This is a genomic window from Parabacteroides hominis, from assembly GCF_014287585.1.
In the GTDB taxonomy this organism is placed as follows: Bacteria; Bacteroidota; Bacteroidia; order Bacteroidales; family Tannerellaceae; genus Parabacteroides; species Parabacteroides hominis.
On sequence record NZ_JACOOJ010000040.1, the window covers coordinates 1 to 25,331 of the forward strand.

Consider the following 25,331-nt stretch of genomic DNA (forward strand, 5'->3'; position numbering starts at 1 on the left):
AATGATTTTGTCCATATTTTTTGTTTGCACTTATAATATAGACTTTTATTTTTTAAGCTGTGCTCTTTTATTAATCAAATACACTAAAAGCAGCCATACAGCAAATGTGAACAAGACCCATTCATAGAACATGCACTACTAATTCGATTTTGACGGGGTAGTAGTGACATTTTGATAAAACAAATCTAAAATCATATTTTCACCCTCTCTAATTTCTAACTTTGCAGTCAATAGCAAACAGTCCGAACTATGAGAATTAGACCCGTCCGACGAAATCCTTCCGCATCGGACTGAACGTATCGATCAGAACTCCTGCTTCCAGGCACCGGCAACCATGAAGGACACCCGGTTTCATATAGACTCCGTCGCCTGCACGGACGATCTTTGTCTCGCCATCCGTCGTGAACTCGAACACGCCGCTTGCCACATAAGTCGCCTGCGTATGCGGGTGTGTATGGGGCGTACCGACAGCCCCGGTTTCAAACTTGACTTTGACCATCATCAGGTCGTCATTGTAGGCCATAATCTGACGGACGACACCCTCGCCGGCATTCTCCCACTTTATCTCGCTCTCATACTGAAAATTATTACTTTCCATATCCATCGCAATTCTGTTTATATGCAGACAAAAATAGAAATAAATACAGAAACGGGAATAGGATTATCCGTCAAATTGTCCTACTTTTGGGGAATAATATAAATCTATATTCACATGAAAAGCAAGATTTCCACTGGGGTGCTCTTCGCCATGCTTCTGCTTATGGCTATGCTTCCCCGAACAGGACATTCACAAGAAATCGATCCCAACGCCTATTATGAGATCGTAAGCAGTAACAATCTGGTTCTCGACAACCAAGACAGCGAAGATGACGGGACGCAGATATTCATCAACAACCGTGTAGAGAACCGGATGTCGCAGGTGTGGCAACTGACGACTCCCGGCTATGGGGTCTATAAGATCTGCACGCCCCTCTCCGACAAATGCGTGGACAACAACAACACGAAAGAACCGGGTCCGGTTATCCAGTGGGACAACGGCGCGACCAATATGAACCAGTTCTGGAAACTCACGAAGGTAGGCGAAAACACCTACACGTTCACCAGCATAGCCAACGGACTGAACCTCGGTATCAGCGACGACGGTCAGCCGGGGAAAGCGGCTCTCCAGCTTACTGCCGATTCGACCAGTGCCAGACAGCACTGGACGCTGCGCCGGTCGAACATCAAAATAGACAAGGAAGCCTTGCGCGGTTCGAGCGACAACGATTGGGAGAACGAAACCATCTTTGCCGTCAACAAGGAGCCGGGGCATACGACTTATGTCCCCTTCCCTTCCGTCGAAAGCCTGAAAAACTCTCCCGACTACCGCAAAGCCTGGCTTCGCCCGAACTCCCCGCGCTACCAGTTGTTGAACGGCAACTGGAAATTCAACTGGGTGAAACAGCCGTCCGAACGTCCGGTCAATTTCTATAAACCGAACTACGACGTTTCCGGCTGGAAAGAAATTCCGGTTCCTTCCAATTGGGAAATGTATGGGTACGGCACTCCTATTTATACGAACATCACCTATCCACACCGCAACAACCCTCCTTTTATACAGGGAAAGAAAGGATATACGATCATGGACGAACCGAATCCGGTCGGTTCTTACCGCCGCGACTTCAATATCCCGGACGATTGGAAAGGGAGTGAAATTTTTATCCATTTCGATGGTGTCTACAGCGCCATGTATCTCTGGGTGAACGGGAAGAAAGTCGGTTACAGCCAGGGAGCGAACAACGACGCGGAGTTCAATATCACGAAATATGTAAAGCCGGGCAAGAACGTGCTGGCAGTCGAAGTGTATCGCTGGAGCGACGGCAGCTACCTGGAAGACCAGGATATGTTCCGCCTGAGCGGTATCCATCGCGATGTTTATCTGTTCGCAACTCCCAAGCTGCGTTTGCGCGATTACTATCTGACCGCTTCATTTGCGGGGGATGATCTGAGCCGGGCGACATTCGATGTCCGTACGAACGTGACGAGTTATGGCAAACCGGTGGACGAAGCGGTTGTCGACATCACGCTGCTGGACCAGGACGGCAAGCAGGTGGCTTTCATATCCGACGTAGTCAAGGATATCAAAAAAGGACAGGAAGCAGTCAACACGGCCAGCGTGGAAGTCAAGAACCCGCACCTATGGTCAGCCGAAACCCCTTACCTCTACACCGTCATACTGGATCTGAAGGACAAGACAGGCCGGACGCTCGAAGCAATGACCACGCAATTCGGTTTCCGCAAGATCGAGATCAAGAACAAGCGGGTATATATCAACAACGAGCAGGTGTTCTTCAAAGGGGCCAACCGCCACGACATCCATCCGCAACACGGGAAAGCGGTTCCGGTCGAGTCGATGATCGAGGATATATTGCTTTTCAAACGCTATAATCTGAACACGATCCGCACGAGCCATTATCCGAACGATGCCAAGATGTACGCATTGCACGACTACTACGGTCTCTATGTGATGGACGAAGCCGATATCGAGTGCCACGGCAACCATTCGATCAGCAACAAGGAAAGCTGGCTGCCCGCCTATGTGGACCGTATGGTTCGCATGATCGAACGCGACAAGAACCACCCGTCCGTCATCTTCTGGTCTATGGGTAACGAGGCCGGCGACGGGAAGAACTTCGACACGGTATATAAGGAAGCCCGCAAACTCGATCCGCGCCCGATCCACTATGAAGGGAAGAACCGGATCGCCGATATGGATTCCCGCATGTATCCTTCCATCGAGTCGATGAAGCAACAGGACGAGGAGAAGAGCGACAAACCGTTCTTCCTTTGCGAATATGCGCACGCAATGGGTAATGCGATCGGTAACCTCGACGAATATTGGGATTACATCGAAAACCATTCCTGCCGCATGATAGGCGGTTGCATCTGGGACTGGGTGGACCAGGGCATCAACAAATATGGCGAATTGCCTGACCGTTACTACTTCGGCGGCGGCTTCGGCGACAAACCGAACGATTTCGATTTCTGCTGTAACGGCATCGTGACTCCCGACCGCCAGGTGACTCCTAAGTTGATCGAGGTGAAGAAAGTGTACCAATACATCAAATTCAAACCGGTAGACCTGAAAGCCGGCAAGGTGAAGCTGGAAAACCGCTATGATTTCCTGAATCTGGATCAGTTCGATTTGCAATGGCAGTTGCTGAAAGACGGCCAAGTAGTCGAATCGGGCGTATTGCCCATAGGCGATGTAGCTCCGAACAAAGATATCGAAGTGACGATTCCTTATAAAACGGCTTTGGATGCCGGCAGCGAATACTTCCTTGACTTGTCGGCCCGATTGAAAAAGAATTGCAACTGGGCGAATGCCGGACACGAAGTGGCATCCGAGCAATATCCGTTGACCGGAAAGGTTGCGGTAGCTCCTGTCGGCACGGCTTTCAACGACACACTGAAAGTGGAAGAAGAGAAAGGGCAGATTGGTTTCCGCGCTCCGGGATTCTTCATCGCTTTCAATCCGGAGACAGGAAAGATGATCTCCCTGCGTTATGCCGGTACGGATATGATCTATAACAAGAAAGGTTTCGATCTCAACTGGTTCCGTGCAATGGACAATGACAAGCGGGATTATCTGCCGACCACCATCACAAAACAGGCATTCGGCTGGAAGCTGGCCGCCGACAAAAAGTCGGTTACCGTTACCACAAGCCTGGAAGCTACCGTAGGCAGCGGAGACAAAAAGGTCACACTCCCATTCGACGTCACCTATACGGCCTATGCAAACGGGACGGTCGATGTGGACGCGACTTTCAAAGCCGGCAACGACTTCAATCTGCCGCGCCTCGGCCTTCAGGTTGCCTTGAACCCGACGCTCGAAAAGGTGGAATGGTACGGACGCGGCCCGATCGAAAACTATTGGGACCGCAAGAATGCTGCTTATGTCGGCCTGTATAAGAATACGGTAACCGGCATGGAAGAAGCCTATGTCCGCGCCCAGTCGATGGGGAACCGCGACGATGTACGCTGGCTGACGCTCAAGGGCGACGATGGGCAAGGCATCCGGATCACGTCTAAAGATCACCTGAATTTCAGTGCACTCCACTTCACCGATCCGGAGCTGTGGGGACTGACCTACGGGCACGACCTCGACAATATCCGCCGTGCGGAAGTGATCCTGAGCCTCGACTGCATCCAACGCGGCATCGGAAACGGCAGTTGCGGCCCAGGCCCGCGCCCGCATTATGAGATTGAAAAGGACAAAGACTATAGCTACTCGTTCCGTATCGAGAACGCGAAGTAGCCTGTCGGCAGAATGATGATTTACAGATGTGATTATATTCATGTCTGTAAATCATCATTCAAACAAAACAACCATTTATTCAGACCATATAAAGAAAGGATGAAGAAAATTCTATTAACAGCAAGCCTCGCCTTACTCACATGGGGATCGACTTGCCTGGCGCAAAGCGCGTATTTCAGCGACAGCAAAGAATGGCTCCGGAAAGCCGAAGCCTGCAAGCCGGAGTTGAGCTATCAAACCATTTCGCCCGTAAAAGCCGTCCGTTCCGTACAGGACGCAAAAGCATTCCAAGGCTGGCGGATGGAAGATGCCGGACAACCGGACATCCTCTTCAACGAGCCGTTCAAAAAGCATCCTGCCATCACCCTGGATTTCGGCAATCATTATACCGGCTATCTCACTTTCTCCATCAAACCGGACGGTTTGAAAGCGGCTGACGCACCCGTCCGGCTTAAGTTCACCTTTACAGAAGTGCCGGGTGAATTGAACACGCCGCTCGAACCCTATAAAGGCGGCCTGGCCCGTTCCTGGGTGCAGGACGAGATCGTGACGATCATGAGTGTCCCCCACGAGATGATGATCCCGCGCCGCCTGTCAGGACGTTACCTGAAAATCGAACTGTTGGGAATATCGGGCAGCTTCGACTTCGTGTTCGACAAGCTGGCCTTCAAGGCACAGACCTCCGTCACCAACGAAGCTCCGGCTTTAGCCTCCACCACCGATCCTCTGATCCGGGATATATACAAAGTGGGCTTGAACACCCTGAAAGAATGTATGCAGACCGTTTATGAAGACGGGCCCAAACGGGATCAGCGCCTGTGGATCGGCGATCTCTATCTCGAAGCATTGGCAAACGCCTATACGTTCAAGAACCATGAACTGACCAAGCATTGCCTGTATCTGCTTGCCGCATTGGCCAACGACGAAGGCTTGCTGCATGCCACCCTGCTCGAAAAACCCAAACCCCATCCGCAATACGGCACGCATACACTGGATTACTGCCTCATTTATAATGTCGCGCTGTTGGAATACCTGAAAGAGACGGGAGACATGGAAACAGCGAATGACCTGTGGCCTGTTGCCGTCCGCCAGATAGAATTGGCGCTTCGCCAGTTCTCACCGGAATGGGTCTATGACATGGACAAGAAACCTCAATACTGGCTGGTATTCGACTGGAAAGACGGCTATGACCGGCAGGCCTCCATGCAAGGATTAACGATTTTCGCCCTGCAACACAGCTACGAACTGGCTAAAATGTTAGGCAGAGAAAAGGAGGCCGGCGAATGGCCGGCAATAGCCGGAAAGATGAAGAAAGCTGCCCGCCAGCATTTCTACGACAAGAAACGGGGCGTAATGGTCAGTGGCAAAGACAAGCAGGTCTCCTATCTGTCGCAGGTTTGGATGATCCTGTCCAACACGCTGAACAAGAAGGAGGGAGCTAAGGCGATGGCCACCGTCATGTCCATGCCCGACGCTTGCTATCCGGGTTGCCCCTATGCTTACCATTATGTAATAGAAGCCCTTCTGCAATGCGGCATGCAGCAAGACGCACGCAAGCTGATTACCGATTATTGGGGCAGCATGGTAAAGCGGGGAGCCGATACCTTCTGGGAAGTCTATGATCCGAACAATGATTACCTTTCCCCCTATGGCTTCTTCGTAATCAACAGCTATTGCCATGCCTGGAGTTGCACTCCGGTCTATTTCATCAACAAATATCCGGAAATATTCCAAAAATAGCCTCTCCCAAGCTGGAAAGTGGTTGTCGCGACCCGCCGACGACCACTTCCAACCTCAAAAACTCTTGTCGCGACCCGCGACAGCCACTTTCATCCTCAAAAGTACTCGTCGCGACCCGCGACAGCAACTCCTAAAAAGGCAAACTTACAAAAACAAAGGTAAAATAAGTATTCTCATTACTATTTATAACACAAAGCGCCCTTATTTATATCAATTCATCACAAGCATTATATTTTTTATACATCAGAACACTATTTATGTACTTAATATATCAAAACGTCGTACATTTGCATTGTAATAAAACAAAAAGATATAATAAACAAAACAACAACAGTAAAATGACAGAACCAATCAGATTCACAAAGATGCACGGAGCCGGAAACGACTATATATACGTGAATGCAATGGCTTTTCCGGTCCGAAACCCGGAAGAACTTGCCATCAGGTTGAGTGCTCCTCATACCGGGATCGGCTCGGACGGGCTGGTTCTGATCGGTTCGTCGAAGATCGCCGACTTCAGCATGCGTATTTTCAATGCGGACGGCTCCGAAGCCATGATGTGCGGAAATGCCTCCCGTTGTATCGGCAAATATGTATATGACAAGAGGCTGACGGACAAAAAGACCGTTACGCTGGAAACATTATCCGGCATCAAGGAATTGCAACTGACCACCCGGCAGCTTTCCGGTTCCCGCGAAGAGGTAACCGAAGTGACGGTCGACATGGGTTGTCCTGTTGTGGGTGAAACAGCCCTCCAAATAGAAGCCGGAGGCAATTCCTATACGGGGACGGTCGTCTCGATGGGGAATCCGCATCTCGTCATTTTTGTTGAAGATATTACGAATATAAATCTGCCGGTCATCGGACCTTTATTGGAATGCCATCCGCTGTTCCCGAACCGTACGAATGTCGAATTTGTTCAAGTATTAAGTACGGACAAAGTGCGGATGAGGGTTTGGGAACGTGGGTCCGGCATTACGCAGGCTTGCGGGACCGGAGCCTGTGCGACAGCCGTAGCAGGCGCAGTACGCGGGAAAACCGGACGGAAAACCAAAGTCGTCATGGATGGGGGCCCTCTCACCATCCGTTGGGACGATAGTTCCGGACATGTCTATATGACCGGCGGGGCGGTCAAGGTATTCGAGGGGGAACTGGAAGTATAAACACAACAAAAAACAATCGATAGAGTATGGCACTGATTAATGAACATTTCCTGAAGCTGCAAAACAACTACCTGTTCTCGGACATCGCAAAGAGGGTGAACAGTTTTAAGGTTACACATCCGAAAGAGAAGATCATCCGCATGGGTATCGGCGATGTGACACAACCGTTAGCCCCTGCCGTCATCGAAGCCATGCACAAGGCGGTCGATGAAATGGCAAGCAAGGATACATTCCACGGATACGGTCCCGAACAAGGCTATCCGTTTCTGATAGATGCCATCATCAAGAACGATTACGCCAGCCGCGGCATCTTCCTCGAACCCGGCGAAGTGTTCGTGAGCGACGGCGCCAAAAGCGACTGCGGAAACATCGGCGATATGCTTCGCCACGACAACAGCATCGGTGTGACAGACCCGGTCTATCCGGTATATATCGACTCCAACGTGATGAGCGGACGGACCGGCACGCTGGAAGGCGGCAAATGGAGCGACGTGGTCTACATCCCCTGCACGGAAGCCAACAACTTCGTGCCCGACCTGCCCAGCCGCCGCGTAGACATCATTTACCTCTGCTACCCGAACAACCCGACCGGGACGACGCTCACGAAAGAGGAACTGAAGAAATGGGTGAACTATGCCCTTGCCAACGACTGCCTGATCATGTACGACTCAGCTTACGAGGCCTACATCCAGGACCCCGATATCCCCCACTCGATCTACGAGATCAAGGGGGCGAAGAAGGTGGCGATCGAGTTCCGCAGCTTCTCCAAGACAGCCGGTTTCACAGGTGTGCGTTGCGGTTACACGGTTGTCCCGAAAGAGTTGAACGCCTTTACCCTGGCAGGCGAACGGGTTCCGCTTAACCGGATGTGGAACCGCCGCCAGTGCACGAAGTTCAACGGCACGAGCTACATCACCCAGCGAGGGGCCGAGGCAGTCTACAGCCCGGAAGGGAAAGCTCAGATCAGGAAAACGATCGATTATTATATGACCAACGCCCGTATCATGCGGGAAAACCTCCGGAGCTGCGGCCTGCGGGTGTACGGCGGCGAAAACGCCCCTTACATCTGGTTGAAAACACCGGACAGACTCTCCTCTTGGAAGTTTTTTGACAAGCTGCTTTATGAAGTCAATATAGTAGGGACCCCCGGCGTGGGGTTCGGGCCCAGCGGCGAGGGTTTTCTCCGCCTCACCGCTTTCGGAGACAGAGACGACACGTTGGAAGCCATGGCCAGGCTGAAGAAGTGGTTGCTCTGAATTAACTGTCGATGCAGAAGGGGGGAGAAACTGCGCAAATCCCCTCCCCCCTCACATGTCCTGATTGCAAGGAAGCATAGGCAAAGTGTTTAACGGTTATCCAACAGAAAGAACATGATGAAAACAACGACTTTCAAGCGGACGGTTTTGTCCGCTACGGCTCTACTTATGTCCTTTTCGGTCTTTGCACAGGAAGAAAAGAAGTTTGAAATTGCGCCGGCTGCCGACCTCGTCAGCAGCTACGTATGGAGAGGAATGTACCAGACAGGTCCTTCCGTCCAGCCCAGCCTCGGCATGTCATACGCCGGGTTGTCTCTCACGGCGTGGGGTTCCACGGATTTCTCGACATCTTCGGATGAGTACAAAGCAAAGGAATTCGACCTCACATTAGGATACGGAATCAGAGGATTCAGTATAGCAGTCACCGACTATTGGTGGTCCGGCGAAGGCGCCCGGTACGGACGCTACGCCACAGACCACTATTTCGAAGGGACGATCGGTTATAATTTCGGCGAGAAGTTCCCCTTAAGCCTGACCTGGAGCACGATGTTCGCAGGCGGCGACAAGAAAGAGAACGGAGATCAGTTTTTCTCCTCCTACTTCGAAGCAGCCTACGACATCAATGTGTGGGGCGTCGACTTCACCCCTTCCGTCGGGATCTCACCTTGGAAAGGGATGTACAGCGACGGCTTCGGCCTGAACAGCATCGCGCTGAAGGCAAGCAAGGAAATAAAAATAACAGACTCTTTCTCGTTGCCGGTATTCACCCAGGCTATTATTGCTCCCGAACATGACGATGTGTTTTTAGTTTTCGGCATATCGCTGTAAACCAGTAACAAAGTTCAGGTTATCAAATAAAAAGAAAAGGGATCGTATAGAAAGGCCCGCCGGGTTTATTGATTTTATAGAATGTTATACCGCAACCATCCCTGACTGAGACGGCAGGCGTTCTATACACCTTTTCTACAGTATTAATCCGGGTGATACATCACCCAAACTCTTTAAGGTTATGAAAAAGATTGAAGCTATTATTCGCAAGACCAAGTTCGAAGAAGTGAAAGAAGCACTTCTCGAAGCAGATATCGAATGGTTCTCGTACTATGACGTACGGGGTGTAGGCAAGGCCCGGCAAGGACGTATCTACCGCGGCGTGGTCTATGACACGAGTTACATCGAACGTACACTCATCTCCATCGTCGTCCGAGACAAGAACGTAGAGAAGACAGTGCAAGCCATCATCAAGGCAGCCCAGACAGGCGAGATCGGCGACGGACGCATCTTCGTCATTCCAGTGGAAGATTCCATCCGCATCCGTACCGGGGAACGCGGCGACATTGCCCTCTACAATGCTGAACAGGAAAAATAAATAAGGGACTATTCGAATAACAGACAATAACAAATACAGATAATTATGGATACAACATATACAATTACAGACTTGGCCCTATCGCTGGATACCGTGTGGATGCTGCTTGCAGCCATGTTAGTGTTTTTCATGCAGCCGGGATTCGCCCTCGTGGAGGCCGGCTTCACCCGGACGAAGAACACGGCGAACATCCTGATGAAAAACTTGCTCGATTTCTCGCTGGGTTCGTTACTCTTCTGGGCTGTCGGTTTCGGTGTCATGTTCGGGGCAGGAGGGTTCTGCGGAATGCCCCATCTTTTCAACATCAGCTTCTACCGATCGGAACTGCCGGTGGAAGGTTTTCTGATTTTCCAGACCGTATTCTGTGCCACTGCCGCTACAATCGTATCGGGAGCGATGGCCGAACGGACTAAATTCTCCATGTACTTGGCTTACTCCATACTGATCAGTATCTTGATTTACCCCGTAAGCGGTCACTGGACATGGGGCGGCGGCTGGCTGATGAACGGCGAGGAAGGCAGTTTTATGATGAACAACTTCGGGACGACGTTCCACGACTTTGCCGGTTCCACAGTCGTCCACTCCGTAGGCGGATGGGTCGCCCTGGTAGGTGCGGCCATCATCGGACCGCGTATCGGCAAATACGGGAAAGACAAGAAATCTCATGCTATCCCCGGCCATAACCTGACGATTGCCTGCCTGGGCGTATTCATCCTGTGGTTCGGCTGGTTCGGGTTCAACCCCGGTTCCCAGCTGGCAGCGGCCGGCGAGGGCAACCGTACAGCGATTTCGCATGTATTCCTGACTACAAACCTGGCAGCCTGTGCCGGTGGATTCACTTCCCTGATCGTTGCCTGGTTGAAGTATAAGAAACCGTCTCTGTCTCTGACACTGAACGGCGTATTGGCCGGATTAGTCGGTATCACTGCCGGTTGCGACCTGGTATCTCCGGCTGGAGCGACCATCATCGGCATCATCTGCGGGGCGGTGATGATCTATGCGGTCGACTTTATCGACCATGTCCTGAAGATAGACGATCCGGTAGGCGCCTCTTCCGTGCACGGTGTTTGCGGTTGCCTCGGAACCATCCTGACGGGGCTGTTCGCTACCGAAGAAGGGCTTTTCTACAGCGGCAGCGCGAACTTCCTGCTGGCACAGTTGTTCGGGGCGGTGATAGTAGGCTGCTGGGCTGCCGGAATGGGGTTCGTAGTCTTCAAAGGGCTTGATATCGTACACGGCCTCCGGGTTCCGGCTCGTGTCGAAGAAGAGGGCCTGGACATCTACGAGCATGGCGAAACGGCTTACAATAGCTAATGGGAGGGTGTGCCTAAATCCTGTTTATCAATGTAGAATGTGATCCCGAACCTAATCCGGGATCACAGAATTTCAATCGACATCTAAAAACAATAAAGATTATGTCAAAGTTAAGATTCAGAGTAGTAGAGACAGCCTTCAAGAAACGGGCTGCAGAAGTACCGGCTCCGGCCGAACGTCCATCCGACTATTTCGGGCAGAACGTGTTCAACCGGGCGAAGATGTTCAAATACCTTACTGAAAAAGCGTACGAACGGATCACGGACTGCATCGACAACGGCGCTCCGCTCGATCGCGAAACAGCCGACGCCGTAGCTGCCGGCATGAAGAAGTGGGCGATCGAAATGGGAGCCACCCACTACACGCACTGGTTCCACCCGCTGACCGAGGGAACAGCCGAGAAGCACGATGCTTTCGTCGAACACGACGGCAAGGGCGGCATGGTCGAAGAGTTCTCCGGCAAACTGTTGATCCAGCAGGAACCGGATGCATCCAGTTTCCCGAACGGCGGTATCCGGAACACATTCGAAGCACGCGGTTATTCCGCCTGGGACCCCTCCTCTCCCGCTTTTATCGTAGGCGATACGCTCTGCATCCCGACCGTCTTCATCGCCTATACCGGCGAATCGCTGGACTACAAAGCCCCGTTGCTGAAAGCCCTCGAAGCCGTTAACAAGGCCGCCGTAGACGTTTGCCACTATTTCAACCCGGATGTAAAGAAAGTGTACGCTTACTTAGGCTGGGAACAGGAATACTTTCTGGTCGACGAAGGTTTGTATGCTGCACGCCCCGACCTGTTGTTGACAGGCCGTACGTTGATGGGACACGAAAGTTCGAAGAACCAGCAGCTGGAAGACCACTACTTCGGCGCCATTCCGACACGTGTCATGGAGTTTATGAAGGATCTGGAAATAGAATCGCTCAAATTAGGTATTCCTCTGAAAACACGCCACAACGAAGTGGCCCCGAACCAGTTCGAGCTGGCTCCCATTTTCGAAGAATGCAACCTGGCGAACGACCACAACCTGCTCGTAATGGCTCTGATGCGCAAGATCAGCCGCAAGCACGGCTTCCGTGTCCTGCTGCATGAAAAACCGTTCAAAGGCGTAAACGGTTCCGGCAAGCATAACAACTGGTCATTGGGAACCGACACAGGCATCCTCCTGATGGCTCCGGGCAAGACGCCGGAAGAAAACCTCCGTTTCATCACCTTCATCGTCAATGTGCTGATGGCTGTATACCGCCACAACGGATTACTGAAAGCCAGCATTTCGAGTGCCACCAACGCCCACCGCTTGGGAGCCAACGAGGCGCCTCCGGCAATCATCTCCAGCTTCCTCGGAACTCAGTTATCGCAAGTCCTCGAACATCTCGAAAAAAGCGAACCGGAAGATCTGATGCTGGCAGGCAAACAGGGCATGAAGCTCGACATTGCCCGCATCCCCGAACTGCTGATCGACAATACCGACCGTAACCGTACCTCGCCTTTTGCCTTCACGGGCAACCGCTTCGAATTCCGTGCCGTAGGCTCCGAGGCCAACTGCGCTTCCGCCATGCTCGCCCTGAACGCAGCCGTAGCCGAACAGTTGAAGACTTTCAAAACCGAGGTCGATGCAAAAATTGCCGACGGCAAGGAAGCATTCGCCGCCATCCTCGAAGTGCTCCGTAAAGACATCAAGGAATGCAAAGCGATCCACTTCGACGGCAACGGCTACAGTGACGAATGGAAAGCCGAAGCCGCCCGTCGTGGCCTGGACTGCGAGACAAGTGTGCCGGTGATCTTCGACAACTACCTGAAAGAAAGCAGCGTCCGGATGTTCGAATCCACCGGTGTCATGACACGCAAGGAACTGGAAGCCCGTAACGAAGTCAAATGGGAAACCTATACGAAGAAAATCCAGATCGAAGCCCGCGTACTCGGCGACCTGGCGATGAATCACATCATCCCGACCGCCACCAGATACCAGACCTCCCTGATCGACAACGTCTACAAGATGAAAGACCTTTTCCCTGCCGATAAGGCGTCCGTCCTTTCATCCCGTAACCTGGAGATCATCGAAGACATCGCCAACCGCACCAACTTCATTAAAGAAAAGGTAGACGAAATGGTAAAAGCCCGCAAAGTCGCCAACAAGATCGAGAGCGAACGCGAGAAGGCAATCGCTTACCACGACAAGATCGTCCCGATGCTGGAAGCCATCCGCTACCACATCGACAAATTAGAGCTGGTTGTCGACGACCAGATCTGGACATTGCCGAAATACAGGGAACTATTATTTATCAGATAGTTTTTTGTTGATTGTTTTGTGTTTACAAGGGGAGCATACTGTGAAGTATGGCTCCCCTTCTTTTTTATTACAAAGGAATTGCATACCTTTGGAGCATAATTCAATAAGAAAGGAGTTTACGTCATGACGGCAATGGAATTACAGCAATGGAAACAGAACTTCATCCGCGATTATCTGGACGAGATAGACGATATGGAGGTTTTGGAAAAGATCAAGAAATATGCCAAAAGCATTATACCCAAGAAAGAAAATCCTCGCCCTTGTATCGTCCATTCTCAGGAAGAGATGATTGCGAAGATCAGGGAATCAGAAGAAGATATAAAACACGGACGTATCATCTCCAGCGATGATCTGGAAAAAGAAATGGAAACATGGTTCTAAAGAAAAAAACTCTTTATTGGACCACCGAAGCCAAAAAAGACTTGAAAAATATCGCGATATATTATAAAAAGGAAGCCTCTAAAGAAGTTGCATCCAAACAAACAAAGGGCATTAAACATTATGTCGATTTATTATTGGCTAATCCTTTATTGGGATTTAAAGAACCTTTGCTGGAAAATGCAGCAAAGGAATACCGGTCACTTATCCATGGCAACTACAAAATAGTCTACCGCATAGAAGATAATACGATATATATCAATCGTGTATTCGATTACCGTCAAGACCCCGACAAACTCAAACAATCTATAAGACAAATATAAACGAATATGAACTACGGATTTGTAAAAGTTGCCGCCGCCGTGCCGCATGTACAGGTAGCGGATTGTTTTTATAATATAGAAAAGATAGAAGGGCTGATGCGAAAGGCATCGGAACAAGGCGTACAATTGATGGCCTTCCCTGAACTGTCCGTCACCGCCTATACCTGCCTCGATCTGTTCGCCCAACAAACATTGCTGGACAATGCGGAAAAAGCATTACTCCAACTGGTCGGAAACACGGCAGACCTGGACATATTGGCCATTGCCGGTGTTCCCCTCCGGACGGAAAACCGGCTCATCAATGCAGCCGCAGCCTTCCGGAAAGGCAAGATCTTAGGAGTCGTCCCCAAGACCTACCTGCCCAACTACAAGGAGTTTCAGGAACAACGCTGGTTCACCTCCGCCACCGAACTGCAGAAGTCCACAATCACGATCGGCGGGCAGGAATACCCGCTCGACAGCCACCTACTGTTCCGTTCAGGACAACTCTCGGTCGGCATCGAGATATGCGAAGATCTTTGGGTTCCTGTCCCCCCCAGTTCGCTATTGGCAATGGAAGGAGCCAACATCATCTTTAACCTGTCTGCAAGCAACGAACTGATCGGCAAACACAAATACCTGCGTTCCCTGATCTGCCAGCAATCCGCCCGCTGCATGGCCGGCTATGTCTATGCCTCCTCCGGCTTCGGCGAATCGAGTACCGACCTGGTCTTTGCCGGTAACGGGATCATTGCCGAGAACGGGAACCTGCTTGCCGAGTCTCCCCGCTTCACGATGGAAGAACAACTTGTCGTCAGCGAGATCGATATAGAGACTTTGCAGAACGACCGGCTTGTAAACACCAGCTTCATGTACGGAGCATCCGGCCTGCTGAAGGAAAAGGCACAGACTGTAGACTTCCAGATCCGGGTTCCGGACGGATTCAGCCTGACGCGTCCGGTCGATCCGCACCCGTTCACCCCCTCCGGAGACACTTTGAAGGAACGCTGCGAAGAAATATTCCACATACAGGTAGCCGGCCTGGCTAAACGGCTCGTCCATGCACATGCTCAAACGGCTGTCGTCGGTATTTCAGGCGGCCTGGACTCCACGTTGGCTTTGCTCGTCACCGTCATGACCTTCGATGCCCTGAAGATACCACGCGAGCAGATCATCGGCATCACGATGCCCGGTTTCGGTACGACCGACCGCACCTATACCAACGCCTGCGACCTCATCCGTTCCCTCGGTGTCACCCTGAAAGAAATCTCGATCAAGGAAGCCTGCCTGCAACATTTCCGAGACATCGACCACGATCCGTCCGTCCACGACGTGACCTACGAAAACAGCCAGGCACGCGAACGAACCCAATTGCTGATGGATGTCGCCAACCAGAAGAACGGCCTCGTCATCGGAACCGGCGATCTCTCCGAACTGGCACTCGGCTGGGCGACCTACAACGGCGACCACATGTCGATGTACGGCGTGAACGGAAGTATCCCGAAAACATTGGTCAAGTACCTGGTCGAATGGGTTGCCAACTACAAGGTAGACGAAGCCTCCCGCCTCACCTTGCTGGACATCGTCGACACGCCGATCAGCCCCGAACTGATCCCGGCAGACGAGAACGGTAACATCAAACAAAAGACAGAGGACCTGGTCGGCCCGTACGAACTGCACGACTTCTTCCTTTACCATTTCCTTCGTTTCGGTTCCCATCCGTCCAAGATCTATTTCTTAGCACAGAAAGCATTCGCAGGCATCTACGACAATGCTACGATCAAGAAATGGCTCTACACCTTCTTCCGCCGCTTCTTCCAGCAGCAATTCAAACGCAGTTGCCTGCCAGACGGTCCCAAAGTCGGCTCTGTCAGCCTCTCGCCACGTGGAGACTGGCGTATGCCGAGCGATGCGGTGTCACGGCTCTGGTTAGAAGAGATAGAACGGATCAGCATATAGTTGCCGGATCGATTCACCCGACAAAGATACGAAACCGTAACAGTCATCAGCGTACATACGTCCGAGCGGTCGAACACAAAAAAAGAGGTCGTGCAATCAAGCACAACCTCTTTTCTTTTTTATCTCGATGAAAGATTATTTACACATATCGCGAATGATCTGGATTAGTTCGTCGCCAATTTCTTCAGCTTCCTGCATCGTGTGGGCTTCGGAATAAATACGGATAATCGGTTCCGTATTGCTCTTGCGCAGATGAACCCATTTTTCAGGGAAGTCGATCTTCACACCGTCGATATCGGTGATATCATACTGGGCGAATCTCTCTTTCACTTTTGCCAGGATAGCATCCACATCGATATCCGGAGTCAGCTCCACTTTCTTCTTCGAAATGAAGTACGGAGGATAGGAAGCACGCAATTCGCTTGTCTTCATCTGTTTCTTTGCCAGATGAGTCAGGAACAGGGCGATGCCCACCAAAGCATCACGACCGTAATGGCTGGCCGGATAGATCACACCGCCATTGCCTTCACCACCGATGATGGCGTTAGTATCCTTCATCTTCGTCACGACATTCACTTCGCCCACTGCTGCCGCGTTATACTCACAACCGTGAGCACGGGTTACGTCACGCAGAGCACGGCTTGAACTCAGGTTGCTAACCGTATTGCCCGGTGTATGGCTCAAAACATAGTCGCTGACAGCCACCAATGTATATTCTTCGCCGAACATCTCCCCGTCTTCGCAGATAATAGCCAAACGGTCTACGTCAGGGTCTACGACAAAACCGACATCGGCTTTGGCATGCTTCATCAAGTCGGAGATCTCCGTCAGGTTTTCAGGGATCGGTTCCGGATTGTGTGCAAAGTTACCGTGAGGAGCACAATGCAACTTGAAAATTTCCTTTACACCCAGAGCAGAAAGCAATTCGGGAATAACGACACCGCCTACCGAGTTTACACAGTCGATAGCGACACGGAAATTAGCGGCCTTGATAGCCTCGACATCCACCAAATCCAGCTTCAATACACTCTCAATGTGCTTTTGGTTGTAGGTATTGTTGAGATAGACTTTTCCTAAATTGTCGACATCGGCGAATACAAAACTTTCTTCAGCCGCTATCTTCAGGACCTCGGCGCCTTCGGCAGCGTTCAGGAATTCACCCCGTTCGTTCAGTAACTTCAAGGCATTCCATTGTTTCGGATTATGGCTGGCAGTCAAAATGATACCGCCACAAGCTTCTTCCCAGGCAACGGCCAACTCGGTGGTCGGGGTAGTAGCCAGATCGATGTCTACCACATCAAAGCCCATTCCGGTAAGCGTACCGAGAACGACTTGTTTAACCATCGGACCGGAGATACGTGCATCACGGCCTACCACGATCTTGTTTGTTGTCACCTTCGTGTTTTTCTTAATGAATGTAGCATAAGCGGCCACAAACTTGACAATAGCCAACGGATTGAGCCCGTCTTCCGGGTTTCCGCCTATTGTCCCACGGATACCAGAAATAGATTTAATCAGTGTCATTTAGTTAGATTTATTTTATAAAAGTATATTTCACTTTCTCAAAAAAGACAGGAGTTCCCGTACTCTGGAAATCACTGCTCATCAGTTTAAACGGAACGATCAGTTTGACAACCGCGCTGTCTCCCACATAAGGAAGTCCGGCACCTAAACCTTCGCAAATAAATATATCATAATAATAATCCATATCCGGATAAAGGCTGGTGTAATAACCATACCTGAACTCAACTGGAGACGTTCCGTTAGAGTGTGGCCCGAGCAGGTCGACAGTACCGGTTCCCATGCTGCTATTTTCCATAAACATCTGAGCAATAAAACGGGAACGGATCGCCGTTTGTCCCAACACCGCACGTTCGCTGTTTCCTCTATTGACGATATTCAGATAAACACCATTATCCAACTCAACAAATTCATTTTCCTTAAAAATACTGTCCTTAGGAAATTCATCTAAAAAGACGAATCCGCTATCAACCTGCAAACGCTCGATCGCTTTTCTTTGGGCCTTCAACATATCAGTGTATGACTTTGTCTTGTCACACGACACCACCATTATGGCAGTGCACATAATCAACAGGATATAAAAACCTCTCTTCATCTGTTACGTATTTATTGTAAATGAATGGCAAATGTATATAATCTCAGCCATATCTCAGGCATGTTTGTTTAAATCTTCTGTTTTATTAGGATTAAATACCCTTAAACCCTCCTCAAACACGGCAACAGCATCGGCCAATGAACCATGGAATTCTCCACCCGAAGCATTTTTATGTCCGCCGCCATTGAAATACCGGCTTGCAAACTGGTTGCAGGGAAAATCTCCGACAGACCGAAGCGAGATCTTCACATAATCCTTATCTTCGCGGATAAAGACACTGAAAGCCACATTCTCGATGCTCAACGGCAGGTTGACAAATCCCTCCGTATCGCCTGTCACATAATGGAAACGGTTCATCTCTTCCAACGAAAGCGTGATCAGAGCGGCGTTTTGCTCCGGATAAACCTTCATCTTTTCATACAAGACGTATCCCATCATGCGCAAACGGCTTTCCGAATAGACCTGGTTCACTTTCCGGTAGATCAAATCCTTATCGATGCCTTTCTTGATCAGTTCGCTTATGATCGTATAAATCTCCGGCTTATTCGAGTTGTAGGTAAACGAACCGGTATCCGTCATCATGCCCGTATAGATACAAGCGGCACAATCCTTATTGATCAGGTCGAACATCCCCATGCGGCAGATGAAACGGAAAACCATCTCGCTCGTAGACGACATTTCAGGATATGACATCGTAACCCGGCAAAAATCGGCCGGATTCAGATGATGGTCGATCATCACCCTACGCCCCTCTGCCGCCACAACAGCCGGAGCCAGTCTCTCGATACGCTTGGGTTCGTTGAAATCGAGGCAGAATATGACATCCGCATCCCGGATCAACTGCTCGGCAAAATCAGGATATTTCTCATGAATGACGATTTCCTTATGACCCGGCATCCATTTATAGAACTGGGGAAAATCGTTGGGAACCACTACCGCCACATTATCTTTTCCATAGGCTGTCAAAAAATGGTACAGTCCCAATGCGGAACCTATAGCATCCCCGTCAGGGGTAACGTGTGTCACTATTACAAAACTTTCGCCTTTCTCGACGTACTTCTTGGCTTTCTGAATTTTCTCTTCGTGAATGATTTTCGTAATCATATATTCTCTTATTTTCAGTGACAAAGGTACTACTTTTTTTAGATTCCGCACAGCTTTAAATTCTCAATCACCCGGACAAAGAGTATAATTAACAACAAAAACAGCGTGACAAACAGATAGCGCGAACGCCCGGTATGGCCATACAATAAGGTGGACAAAAGCATTCCATACGCCACCAGCATCATTAGGAAATCGAACCGGAAAGAAAAAAACGCTCCCGGCACCCGGCTAAAAGAATCTACGATCCAGAGCAAACGATGCGCGAGCCATTCCACAACAACCTGCAACCACTCAGCACCCGGAAAACCTGCCGGCAGCAACATCCAGACCAGGCATACAGGCACCAACAGCGTCGCCAACAAGGTAAGTGGCAGATTCGTCAACAAAAAGACGGTTGAAAATCGCCCGAAATAATAAAGACAGAGGAACGTCGTGCCGATTTGTGCCGACAGCGTTACGGTGATCCATCTCCACGGAGTCAGAAAAAGGGGATTGCGGATTTCTATCAAATGTTGTAACCGGGGCTGAAAATACAAAATGGAAAACACGGCCAAATAGCTTAGTTGAAAACCGATGTCGAACAGAAAAAGCGGTTCATAAACCAACATGCCGAAAGCCGAAGCCGCCAGAATATTATACCGTTCCGTCATCCTCCCCAAGACAAGTCCCGTCAGAAACAAAGTCAGCATCAATCCTGCCCGGACAGCCGAGGCGGCACACCCTGTCACCGCAACAAAAGCCCACAACAACGCAATGGTCGACAGATACCGGACCCACTTGCCAAGCCCGTTCCGGGGGAGAAAAGAAAGAAGAAAAGACAAAAATCCACAGACGATTGCCACATGAAAGCCGCTTACGGCCAAAACATGCGCTACCCCTGTAGCTGAAAAGCGGTCTCTCACTTCCCGGCTCATGGCTTGCCGGTAACCGACGGTAATAGTGGCCAGTACGGATTTTTCTTCATCGGTCAGATTCAGTTTTGCGATCGGTTCCAATAATCGCAACTGTTCTTCCCGGGCCCAACGGGAAAGGGCGGAAACCGGATGTTCCGATACAGATTCAGACTGCGAATAAGCAGTCTTTTGTATCGAAAGGAAAAGCAACAGGGACAAAAAAACCGCTCCCCACAGCCAACGAGTTTCATAACAAAAATATTCCCGCCCTCTCAAGGTAAGACCGGCTGTGGCAAGTGCTATAACAGGCAGCAATAATAATACCCAAGAATAAATACAACACGAAAAAACGGTCTGCAACATAATCCCCGTGATCCAGACAAGCAGCGGACGGGCAAATGGACGGATCTGTAATTCTTTTATCATAATTCTTTCAGTTCCCGGATCGTCTTCAACGGATCAGGAGAACGGAAAACAAAGCTGCCGGCAACCAGCACGTCTGCACCCACTTCAAGCAAAGGTTTTGCAGTCTGCATATTCACCCCGCCATCGACTTCGATCAAGATGTTCAATCCTTTTGCCAAGATCATATCTTTCAGGCGAGCCGTTTTATCTATCGAATGTTCGATAAATTTCTGTCCGCCATACCCCGGATTCACCGACATGAGCAACACCATATCCAAATCCTGCAAGATATCTTCCAACAGGGATATCGGCGTATGCGGATTCAATGTGACAGCCGCCTTCATCCCCGCCTCTTTGATCGCCGCCACCGTACGGTGCAGATGCGTACAGGCCTCATAATGCACATTCATCATATAGGCGCCCGTAGCCGCCACTTCCGGAATGAACTTTTGCGGCTCCACGATCATCAGATGTACATCCATCGGTTTCTTGCAGATCGGTTTCAACGCTTCCAGAACCGGAAAACCAAACGATATATTAGGGACGAACACCCCATCCATGATATCCAGATGCAACCAATCGGCATCACTCTTATTGATCATTTCCACTTCCCGCTGCAGGTTCAGAAAATCGGCAGCCAACAGAGAAGGTGCTATTTTATGTTTCATACTCTTTTTGCTTTTCTGCAAAGGTATGAAAAAAGAAAGAGAATACCAGTAAAGGCATCCTCTTTCCAAATTTCTTAGTTCATTACCAAACCACAGAATTCCGTGCGTAAAGCGGGTTCTGAATGATAAACCCTCGCAAATTGAGTAAGGAAATCAAGTGTTTGCCGACGCGGCATTGTTTTCCTTTCTTTTCGGTTCCTGTCTGTTTTATTTTCTATTTCATTCATACATTGAGTAGAAAGTCTCTTCATAGGCAGCTCGTTTTTTATCTTGTTTGATAATAAAACGGGAAGGCTTTCTCCTTATTGTATGACAAGAAAATAAATTTTCATTTTTACGATCAGGCCATCGACAGCTCAATACTGTTTTCTTCCGCCATACGGCGCATATTCAAGATCGCATAGCGCATACGTCCCAAAGCCGTATTGATGCTAACCCCCGTAATATCGGCAATTTCTTTAAAACTAAGATCCTGATAATAACGCATTTCCAATACTTCGCGTTGGCTGTCGGGCAGATGCTTCACCAGTTTTTTCACATCGGACAATACCTGATGGCGTACGATGTTATCTTCGATCGTACCGTCACAAAGTTTGATATTATTGAAAAGATCCACTTCCACCTCATCGTTTGAAACCGTATTTTCGCTACGTTCCTGGCGGAAGTTGTCGATAATCAGGTTATGAGCAATGCGGGTAATCCATGCCTTAAACTTACCGTTTTCGGTATAACGGCCTTGTTTAATAGTCATAATCACCTTGACAAAAGTCTCCTGAAAGATATCTTCTGTGAGATCTTTGTTATGAACTATAAAGTAAATGTAGGAGTGTATGCTACTTTTATAACGATTCAACAATACATCGAAAGCAGCATTATTACCTTCTGCATAAAGAACAACCAACTCTTCGTCAGTCATCATTCTTAAAGTCTTCATTACTTCTATATTTTTAGTTTTTTCTTGAGTAATGTTTATGCTATAGGCAACGAGGTTTAAAATTGTTAGACAATACTATTATTTATATTTACAAAGGCAAAAGAACGAAAAGTATTTTAAATAGGCAAACATTTCCTTTATTTTTATGCAAAAAAGCCCCCTGCCCGTACGTTTTATGTACGAACAGGGGGCTTTTACGAACAAAGTCGCCATTCACAACAGGCTGGATTTGATAAATTCTTCTATCTCTTGTGCAGTAACAGAATAAACTGGTTGCAATTGATCAAATCCGGCATCTCTTGTGAAACGATTGCTATTAGTAAGCATAGCCAACAAATTTTTAGATTTCAACTTATGCCCGGAATAACTTAAAGCCAAAGAAATTAAATCATTTATAGACATACCACTTTTCAAAATAGAAAAGATATCATAATAATCACGGAAATTACTTCGCCGTAACATGACTTCCATCTTCATTGCCCCTATAGATCTGACATCTGCCAATCTGATGTTATTCAAATAATTCACAGGATTATTGACCGGAGAATACTTTGGACAAGCATAAAACGAAAACTTCACCCCTGATACAAGAAACTCCACATGGTCTATATCCAATATATCTTTATGCTGAATTTCTCCAACCGTAGCAAGCTCTTTTTCTATTTGAAACCAAGCGACTTCCATCTTCTCCGTTTTACAAGTACGCCACTTCATAAAGTCCAAATCTTCACTCTGGCGAGTAGCAATCTGCAAAGACAAGGCAGTACCACCAACCAACAAATAAGGCTTGAGACATTCTAACTTGGAAACAGATTCAAAAACTGACTGTGTATGCGGAGCCAATCCTTTCATGCTAACATTTTATTAAGATGGCGAGTAGCCATAGATTTGATATAGGCATCCGGTTTCTTTACTTTAAAGTAATACCAAGCAAAAAAGCGGTTCAACGTATAAAGATATTCCTCTTGAGGAATAAGATAGTCCAGCCACACTTGTTTTATCTTCTTGAATGAAAATATCTGAAACAGCTGGTTGATTTCTTCCAAATCCAAGTGCAACAAAGTTTTCTCTATCAATATTTCATCCGAAACCTCATTGACCGAGCTTTCATTGTACGACCAGAAACAATGCTCTTGCTTCAACTTCGCCAACAGTTCTTGTTTTACTGCATCTACGGACATTCCCTTCAGTTTTAGAATAAGACAAAAATAATGGTTCTTTTGATCTTACACAAATTATTAAGTGAGTCTTTTTCTGGATTTATTTCATCACGACACGACAATGAAAAGAGCATGCTACATACTTATAAGCATTCCAATAGCCTACTTAACGCTTTCATAATATTCAAATAAACAAATTTGTACTCACTTATTTACAAAAAAATCCTCTACCCGTACATTCAGAATGTTATGGATAGAGGATCATCGAAAGTCTTTATGTTTTTTAGAACTTATAGCCTAAAGTTAATGCGACCTTTGTCGTGTTTGTTTTCAGTGTTGCGGGAATAGATTCAACCAATACATTCTTATTTTCATCTATCAAATGGGGAAAAGGATATACTTCCTCTTTCTGCATACGGTACACGCAAGCCAAATCCACATAGAAATTAGGAGTAAAACGATATCCCAGACCAACCGTATAATAATTTATATGATGGTCTACCGTATAAGCGGTACGCGTTCCGGCAGGATAAACCTCTGTTATACTACCAGTTTCACTATACTTCATGTGTTCCTGAACCGGACTATTCTGCCAAGCACCTCCAACACGAATTGCAAATTGCGGAGTCACCTTGTATTCCGCACCAACTTTCAGCATACCACTGGTACGAAAATCATCCTTTATAAAACCATTGTCTCTAGCTTGGTCATATCCATCCCGATCCTGCAAATGCATCGATTTATAATTTGTCAATTCATAATCGACACTGATAAGAGCGTTCTGTCCTAAAATGGCAGCAGCACTGAATATCCATTTATCCGGTGTACGAAGACGATATTCGGTATAAAAATCCGTTGGCGTTTCAGCCTTCCGAGACATATCCGGATTGCTCGGATCTATCGGATTCTGTATATTTGCATAATAATCATATACATAAGCCTGAGCCTCTGCACTGTAGTAATTCGTCATTTTATACCAGGTAGGTGAATTATAAGCAATTCCCAAACGTAAAAAGTCAGTCGGTCGAGCGATCACACCTAAATTAAATGAATAACCTGTTCCATTCAATGAAGAATAATTATCCCAATAAAGCTGGTCTCTAAAATCATTTTTCTCTGCTTCCGCATTGAAATACCCGAAATCTTCATTGTAAAGAGAAGTTGTACTATAATCGATATCCGTCACAGATACAGTAGCACCGATAAAGAAACGGTTTGAAATATTCGTAGCAAACGAAAAATCATATTTATCTATAGCACCCTTTTCGGAGACAAACATATCAGCAGATTGTACCTCTAAAGGTAGCCATTCTCCTTTCTCATCAAAATAACCAAAAGTAGTATAGAAAGTTCCTGCTTGACCTTTATTATCCGTATCAATCAAACCACCATTATAAGCCAAAGTAGGTAACCATTCCTGAGATAAATACGGATTATATGAATCTGTCGACCAAAGGTCATTTCCAGTTAATCCTTTTCCGGTTGTAGGATCTATACCTAAATTTGCATAACCAGCCAAATAATCAGAGATAGAATTACCTCCGCCCCCCCGACCCATTCTGTACTGACGATTAAAATTTTTCACACGGTTATAAGAAAAACCGACGTTCCACCCGATCACACCTTCATCATTTCCTGTAGGGAAATAGCCGACATAAGCAATATTGTCGAAATTAAACCGGGTCTTCTTATCATCCATTCCGATCCCCAACCAATCTGTTTTTGTTTTGATTGAAGATAAACTTAATGTAGTAACAACTTCTGAACTACGATATATCGCTAAACCGGCAGGATTGGTTCTCATAGCAGAGATATCACCACCTAATGCGCCAAAAGCTCCTCCCATAGACAAATAACGAGCTGTTCCGTTCAAATCATATTGTGAGAACTTATAAGCATCCATTTCACCTTGTGCAAACATAGAGCCACTACCCAAAAGTAATGCTGATGCACATAAACAAATCACCTTCTTCATTGCCTCTTTTGTT

General features: G+C 48.3%; 21 protein-coding genes. 11 read left to right on the forward strand and 10 right to left on the reverse strand.

Features of this window, described 5'->3' with window-relative positions; translation table 11 throughout:
- Positions 1-256 precede the first annotated feature (256 nt).
- On the reverse strand, positions 257-604 hold the full coding sequence (locus H8S65_RS17350; protein WP_186931122.1) for a cupin domain-containing protein: 348 nt from the start codon (positions 602-604) through the stop codon (positions 257-259).
- A 108-nt stretch (positions 605-712) separates the two neighbouring features.
- On the opposite strand from H8S65_RS17350, the gene H8S65_RS17355 reads away from it, so the two are divergent.
- The 11 genes from H8S65_RS17355 (at position 713) to H8S65_RS17405 (ending at position 16,063) form a co-directional block, all read left to right on the forward strand.
- Positions 713-4,297: a glycoside hydrolase family 2 TIM barrel-domain containing protein gene (locus H8S65_RS17355; RefSeq protein ID WP_186931123.1), complete on the forward strand. Its 3,585-nt coding sequence runs from the start codon at positions 713-715 to the stop codon at positions 4,295-4,297.
- A gap of 99 nt (positions 4,298-4,396) precedes the next feature.
- Complete coding sequence (locus H8S65_RS17360) at positions 4,397-6,037, forward strand: alpha-L-rhamnosidase-related protein (protein WP_186931124.1); 1,641 nt, start codon at positions 4,397-4,399, stop codon at positions 6,035-6,037.
- 338 nt (positions 6,038-6,375) lie between these two features.
- The gene (dapF, locus tag H8S65_RS17365) at positions 6,376-7,200 is read left to right on the forward strand and encodes a diaminopimelate epimerase (RefSeq protein WP_186931125.1); all 825 of its coding nucleotides are present in this window, start codon (positions 6,376-6,378) and stop codon (positions 7,198-7,200) included.
- A gap of 26 nt (positions 7,201-7,226) precedes the next feature.
- Entirely contained in the window at positions 7,227-8,456 is a 1,230-nt protein-coding gene (locus H8S65_RS17370; protein WP_186931126.1) for an LL-diaminopimelate aminotransferase, read from the forward strand.
- Positions 8,457-8,570: 114 nt separating this feature from the next.
- Entirely contained in the window at positions 8,571-9,284 is a 714-nt protein-coding gene (locus H8S65_RS17375; protein WP_255489302.1) for a TorF family putative porin, read from the forward strand.
- A gap of 181 nt (positions 9,285-9,465) precedes the next feature.
- Positions 9,466-9,822: a P-II family nitrogen regulator gene (locus H8S65_RS17380; RefSeq protein WP_075964238.1), complete on the forward strand. Its 357-nt coding sequence runs from the start codon at positions 9,466-9,468 to the stop codon at positions 9,820-9,822.
- A gap of 45 nt (positions 9,823-9,867) precedes the next feature.
- Positions 9,868-11,136 (forward strand): ammonium transporter, encoded by a 1,269-nt coding sequence (locus H8S65_RS17385; RefSeq protein ID WP_186931127.1) that lies wholly within the window; start codon positions 9,868-9,870, stop codon positions 11,134-11,136.
- Between the two features lie 101 nt (positions 11,137-11,237).
- On the forward strand, positions 11,238-13,424 hold the full coding sequence (locus H8S65_RS17390; RefSeq protein ID WP_186931128.1) for a glutamine synthetase III family protein: 2,187 nt from the start codon (positions 11,238-11,240) through the stop codon (positions 13,422-13,424).
- Positions 13,425-13,547: 123 nt separating this feature from the next.
- Positions 13,548-13,805 carry a hypothetical protein gene (locus H8S65_RS17395; protein WP_186931129.1) on the forward strand — a complete coding sequence of 86 codons (258 nt, stop codon included), beginning with the start codon at positions 13,548-13,550 and terminating at the stop codon, positions 13,803-13,805.
- Complete coding sequence (locus tag H8S65_RS17400) at positions 13,796-14,125, forward strand: type II toxin-antitoxin system RelE/ParE family toxin (protein ID WP_186931130.1); 330 nt, start codon at positions 13,796-13,798, stop codon at positions 14,123-14,125. The genes H8S65_RS17395 and H8S65_RS17400 overlap by 10 nt, the downstream gene beginning before the upstream one ends.
- Positions 14,126-14,131: 6 nt before the next feature.
- Positions 14,132-16,063 (forward strand): NAD(+) synthase, encoded by a 1,932-nt coding sequence (locus tag H8S65_RS17405; RefSeq protein WP_186931131.1) that lies wholly within the window; start codon positions 14,132-14,134, stop codon positions 16,061-16,063.
- Positions 16,064-16,198: 135 nt separating this feature from the next.
- On the opposite strand, the gene glmM is transcribed toward H8S65_RS17405, so the two are convergent.
- The 9 genes from glmM to H8S65_RS17450 all read right to left on the reverse strand — a co-directional run bounded on the left by glmM (position 16,199) and on the right by H8S65_RS17450 (position 25,318).
- Positions 16,199-17,587, reverse strand: a complete 1,389-nt coding sequence (gene glmM, locus H8S65_RS17410; RefSeq protein WP_186931132.1) for a phosphoglucosamine mutase — start codon at positions 17,585-17,587, stop codon at positions 16,199-16,201.
- A gap of 10 nt (positions 17,588-17,597) precedes the next feature.
- On the reverse strand, positions 17,598-18,179 hold the full coding sequence (bamK, locus tag H8S65_RS17415; protein WP_186931133.1) for a BamK family beta-barrel-assembly machinery protein: 582 nt from the start codon (positions 18,177-18,179) through the stop codon (positions 17,598-17,600).
- A gap of 54 nt (positions 18,180-18,233) precedes the next feature.
- Entirely contained in the window at positions 18,234-19,283 is a 1,050-nt protein-coding gene (locus tag H8S65_RS17420) for a DHH family phosphoesterase (RefSeq protein WP_186931134.1), read from the reverse strand.
- A gap of 38 nt (positions 19,284-19,321) precedes the next feature.
- The gene (locus H8S65_RS17425) at positions 19,322-20,602 is read right to left on the reverse strand and encodes a ComEC/Rec2 family competence protein (protein ID WP_186931135.1); all 1,281 of its coding nucleotides are present in this window, start codon (positions 20,600-20,602) and stop codon (positions 19,322-19,324) included.
- Positions 20,599-21,249: a ribulose-phosphate 3-epimerase gene (rpe, locus tag H8S65_RS17430; RefSeq protein WP_186931136.1), complete on the reverse strand. Its 651-nt coding sequence runs from the start codon at positions 21,247-21,249 to the stop codon at positions 20,599-20,601. The genes H8S65_RS17425 and rpe overlap by 4 nt, the downstream gene beginning before the upstream one ends.
- Before the next feature lie 340 nt (positions 21,250-21,589).
- Positions 21,590-22,183, reverse strand: coding sequence for an RNA polymerase sigma factor (locus H8S65_RS17435; protein WP_186931137.1), 594 nt, complete (start codon positions 22,181-22,183; stop codon positions 21,590-21,592).
- 213 nt (positions 22,184-22,396) lie between these two features.
- A complete protein-coding gene (locus H8S65_RS17440; RefSeq protein WP_186931138.1) occupies positions 22,397-23,035 on the reverse strand; it encodes a nucleotidyl transferase AbiEii/AbiGii toxin family protein in 639 nt (212 codons plus the stop codon).
- Positions 23,032-23,364 (reverse strand): hypothetical protein, encoded by a 333-nt coding sequence (locus tag H8S65_RS17445; RefSeq protein ID WP_186931139.1) that lies wholly within the window; start codon positions 23,362-23,364, stop codon positions 23,032-23,034. The genes H8S65_RS17440 and H8S65_RS17445 overlap by 4 nt, the downstream gene beginning before the upstream one ends.
- A 262-nt stretch (positions 23,365-23,626) precedes the next feature.
- Complete coding sequence (locus H8S65_RS17450) at positions 23,627-25,318, reverse strand: OmpP1/FadL family transporter (RefSeq protein WP_186931140.1); 1,692 nt, start codon at positions 25,316-25,318, stop codon at positions 23,627-23,629.
- Positions 25,319-25,331 lie beyond the last annotated feature (13 nt).

Coding starts and splice junctions, on each gene's coding strand:
- H8S65_RS17350 (WP_186931122.1), bottom strand. CDS start 604: ATGGATATGGAAAGTAATAATTTTCAGTATGAGAGCGAGATAAAGTGG.
- H8S65_RS17355 (WP_186931123.1), top strand. CDS start 713: ATGAAAAGCAAGATTTCCACTGGGGTGCTCTTCGCCATGCTTCTGCTT.
- H8S65_RS17360 (WP_186931124.1), top strand. CDS start 4,397: ATGAAGAAAATTCTATTAACAGCAAGCCTCGCCTTACTCACATGGGGA.
- dapF (WP_186931125.1), top strand. CDS start 6,376: ATGACAGAACCAATCAGATTCACAAAGATGCACGGAGCCGGAAACGAC.
- H8S65_RS17370 (WP_186931126.1), top strand. CDS start 7,227: ATGGCACTGATTAATGAACATTTCCTGAAGCTGCAAAACAACTACCTG.
- H8S65_RS17375 (WP_255489302.1), top strand. CDS start 8,571: ATGATGAAAACAACGACTTTCAAGCGGACGGTTTTGTCCGCTACGGCT.
- H8S65_RS17380 (WP_075964238.1), top strand. CDS start 9,466: ATGAAAAAGATTGAAGCTATTATTCGCAAGACCAAGTTCGAAGAAGTG.
- H8S65_RS17385 (WP_186931127.1), top strand. CDS start 9,868: ATGGATACAACATATACAATTACAGACTTGGCCCTATCGCTGGATACC.
- H8S65_RS17390 (WP_186931128.1), top strand. CDS start 11,238: ATGTCAAAGTTAAGATTCAGAGTAGTAGAGACAGCCTTCAAGAAACGG.
- H8S65_RS17395 (WP_186931129.1), top strand. CDS start 13,548: ATGACGGCAATGGAATTACAGCAATGGAAACAGAACTTCATCCGCGAT.
- H8S65_RS17400 (WP_186931130.1), top strand. CDS start 13,796: ATGGTTCTAAAGAAAAAAACTCTTTATTGGACCACCGAAGCCAAAAAA.
- H8S65_RS17405 (WP_186931131.1), top strand. CDS start 14,132: ATGAACTACGGATTTGTAAAAGTTGCCGCCGCCGTGCCGCATGTACAG.
- glmM (WP_186931132.1), bottom strand. CDS start 17,587: ATGACACTGATTAAATCTATTTCTGGTATCCGTGGGACAATAGGCGGA.
- bamK (WP_186931133.1), bottom strand. CDS start 18,179: ATGAAGAGAGGTTTTTATATCCTGTTGATTATGTGCACTGCCATAATG.
- H8S65_RS17420 (WP_186931134.1), bottom strand. CDS start 19,283: ATGATTACGAAAATCATTCACGAAGAGAAAATTCAGAAAGCCAAGAAG.
- H8S65_RS17425 (WP_186931135.1), bottom strand. CDS start 20,602: ATGATAAAAGAATTACAGATCCGTCCATTTGCCCGTCCGCTGCTTGTC.
- rpe (WP_186931136.1), bottom strand. CDS start 21,249: ATGAAACATAAAATAGCACCTTCTCTGTTGGCTGCCGATTTTCTGAAC.
- H8S65_RS17435 (WP_186931137.1), bottom strand. CDS start 22,183: ATGAAGACTTTAAGAATGATGACTGACGAAGAGTTGGTTGTTCTTTAT.
- H8S65_RS17440 (WP_186931138.1), bottom strand. CDS start 23,035: ATGAAAGGATTGGCTCCGCATACACAGTCAGTTTTTGAATCTGTTTCC.
- H8S65_RS17445 (WP_186931139.1), bottom strand. CDS start 23,364: ATGTCCGTAGATGCAGTAAAACAAGAACTGTTGGCGAAGTTGAAGCAA.
- H8S65_RS17450 (WP_186931140.1), bottom strand. CDS start 25,318: ATGAAGAAGGTGATTTGTTTATGTGCATCAGCATTACTTTTGGGTAGT.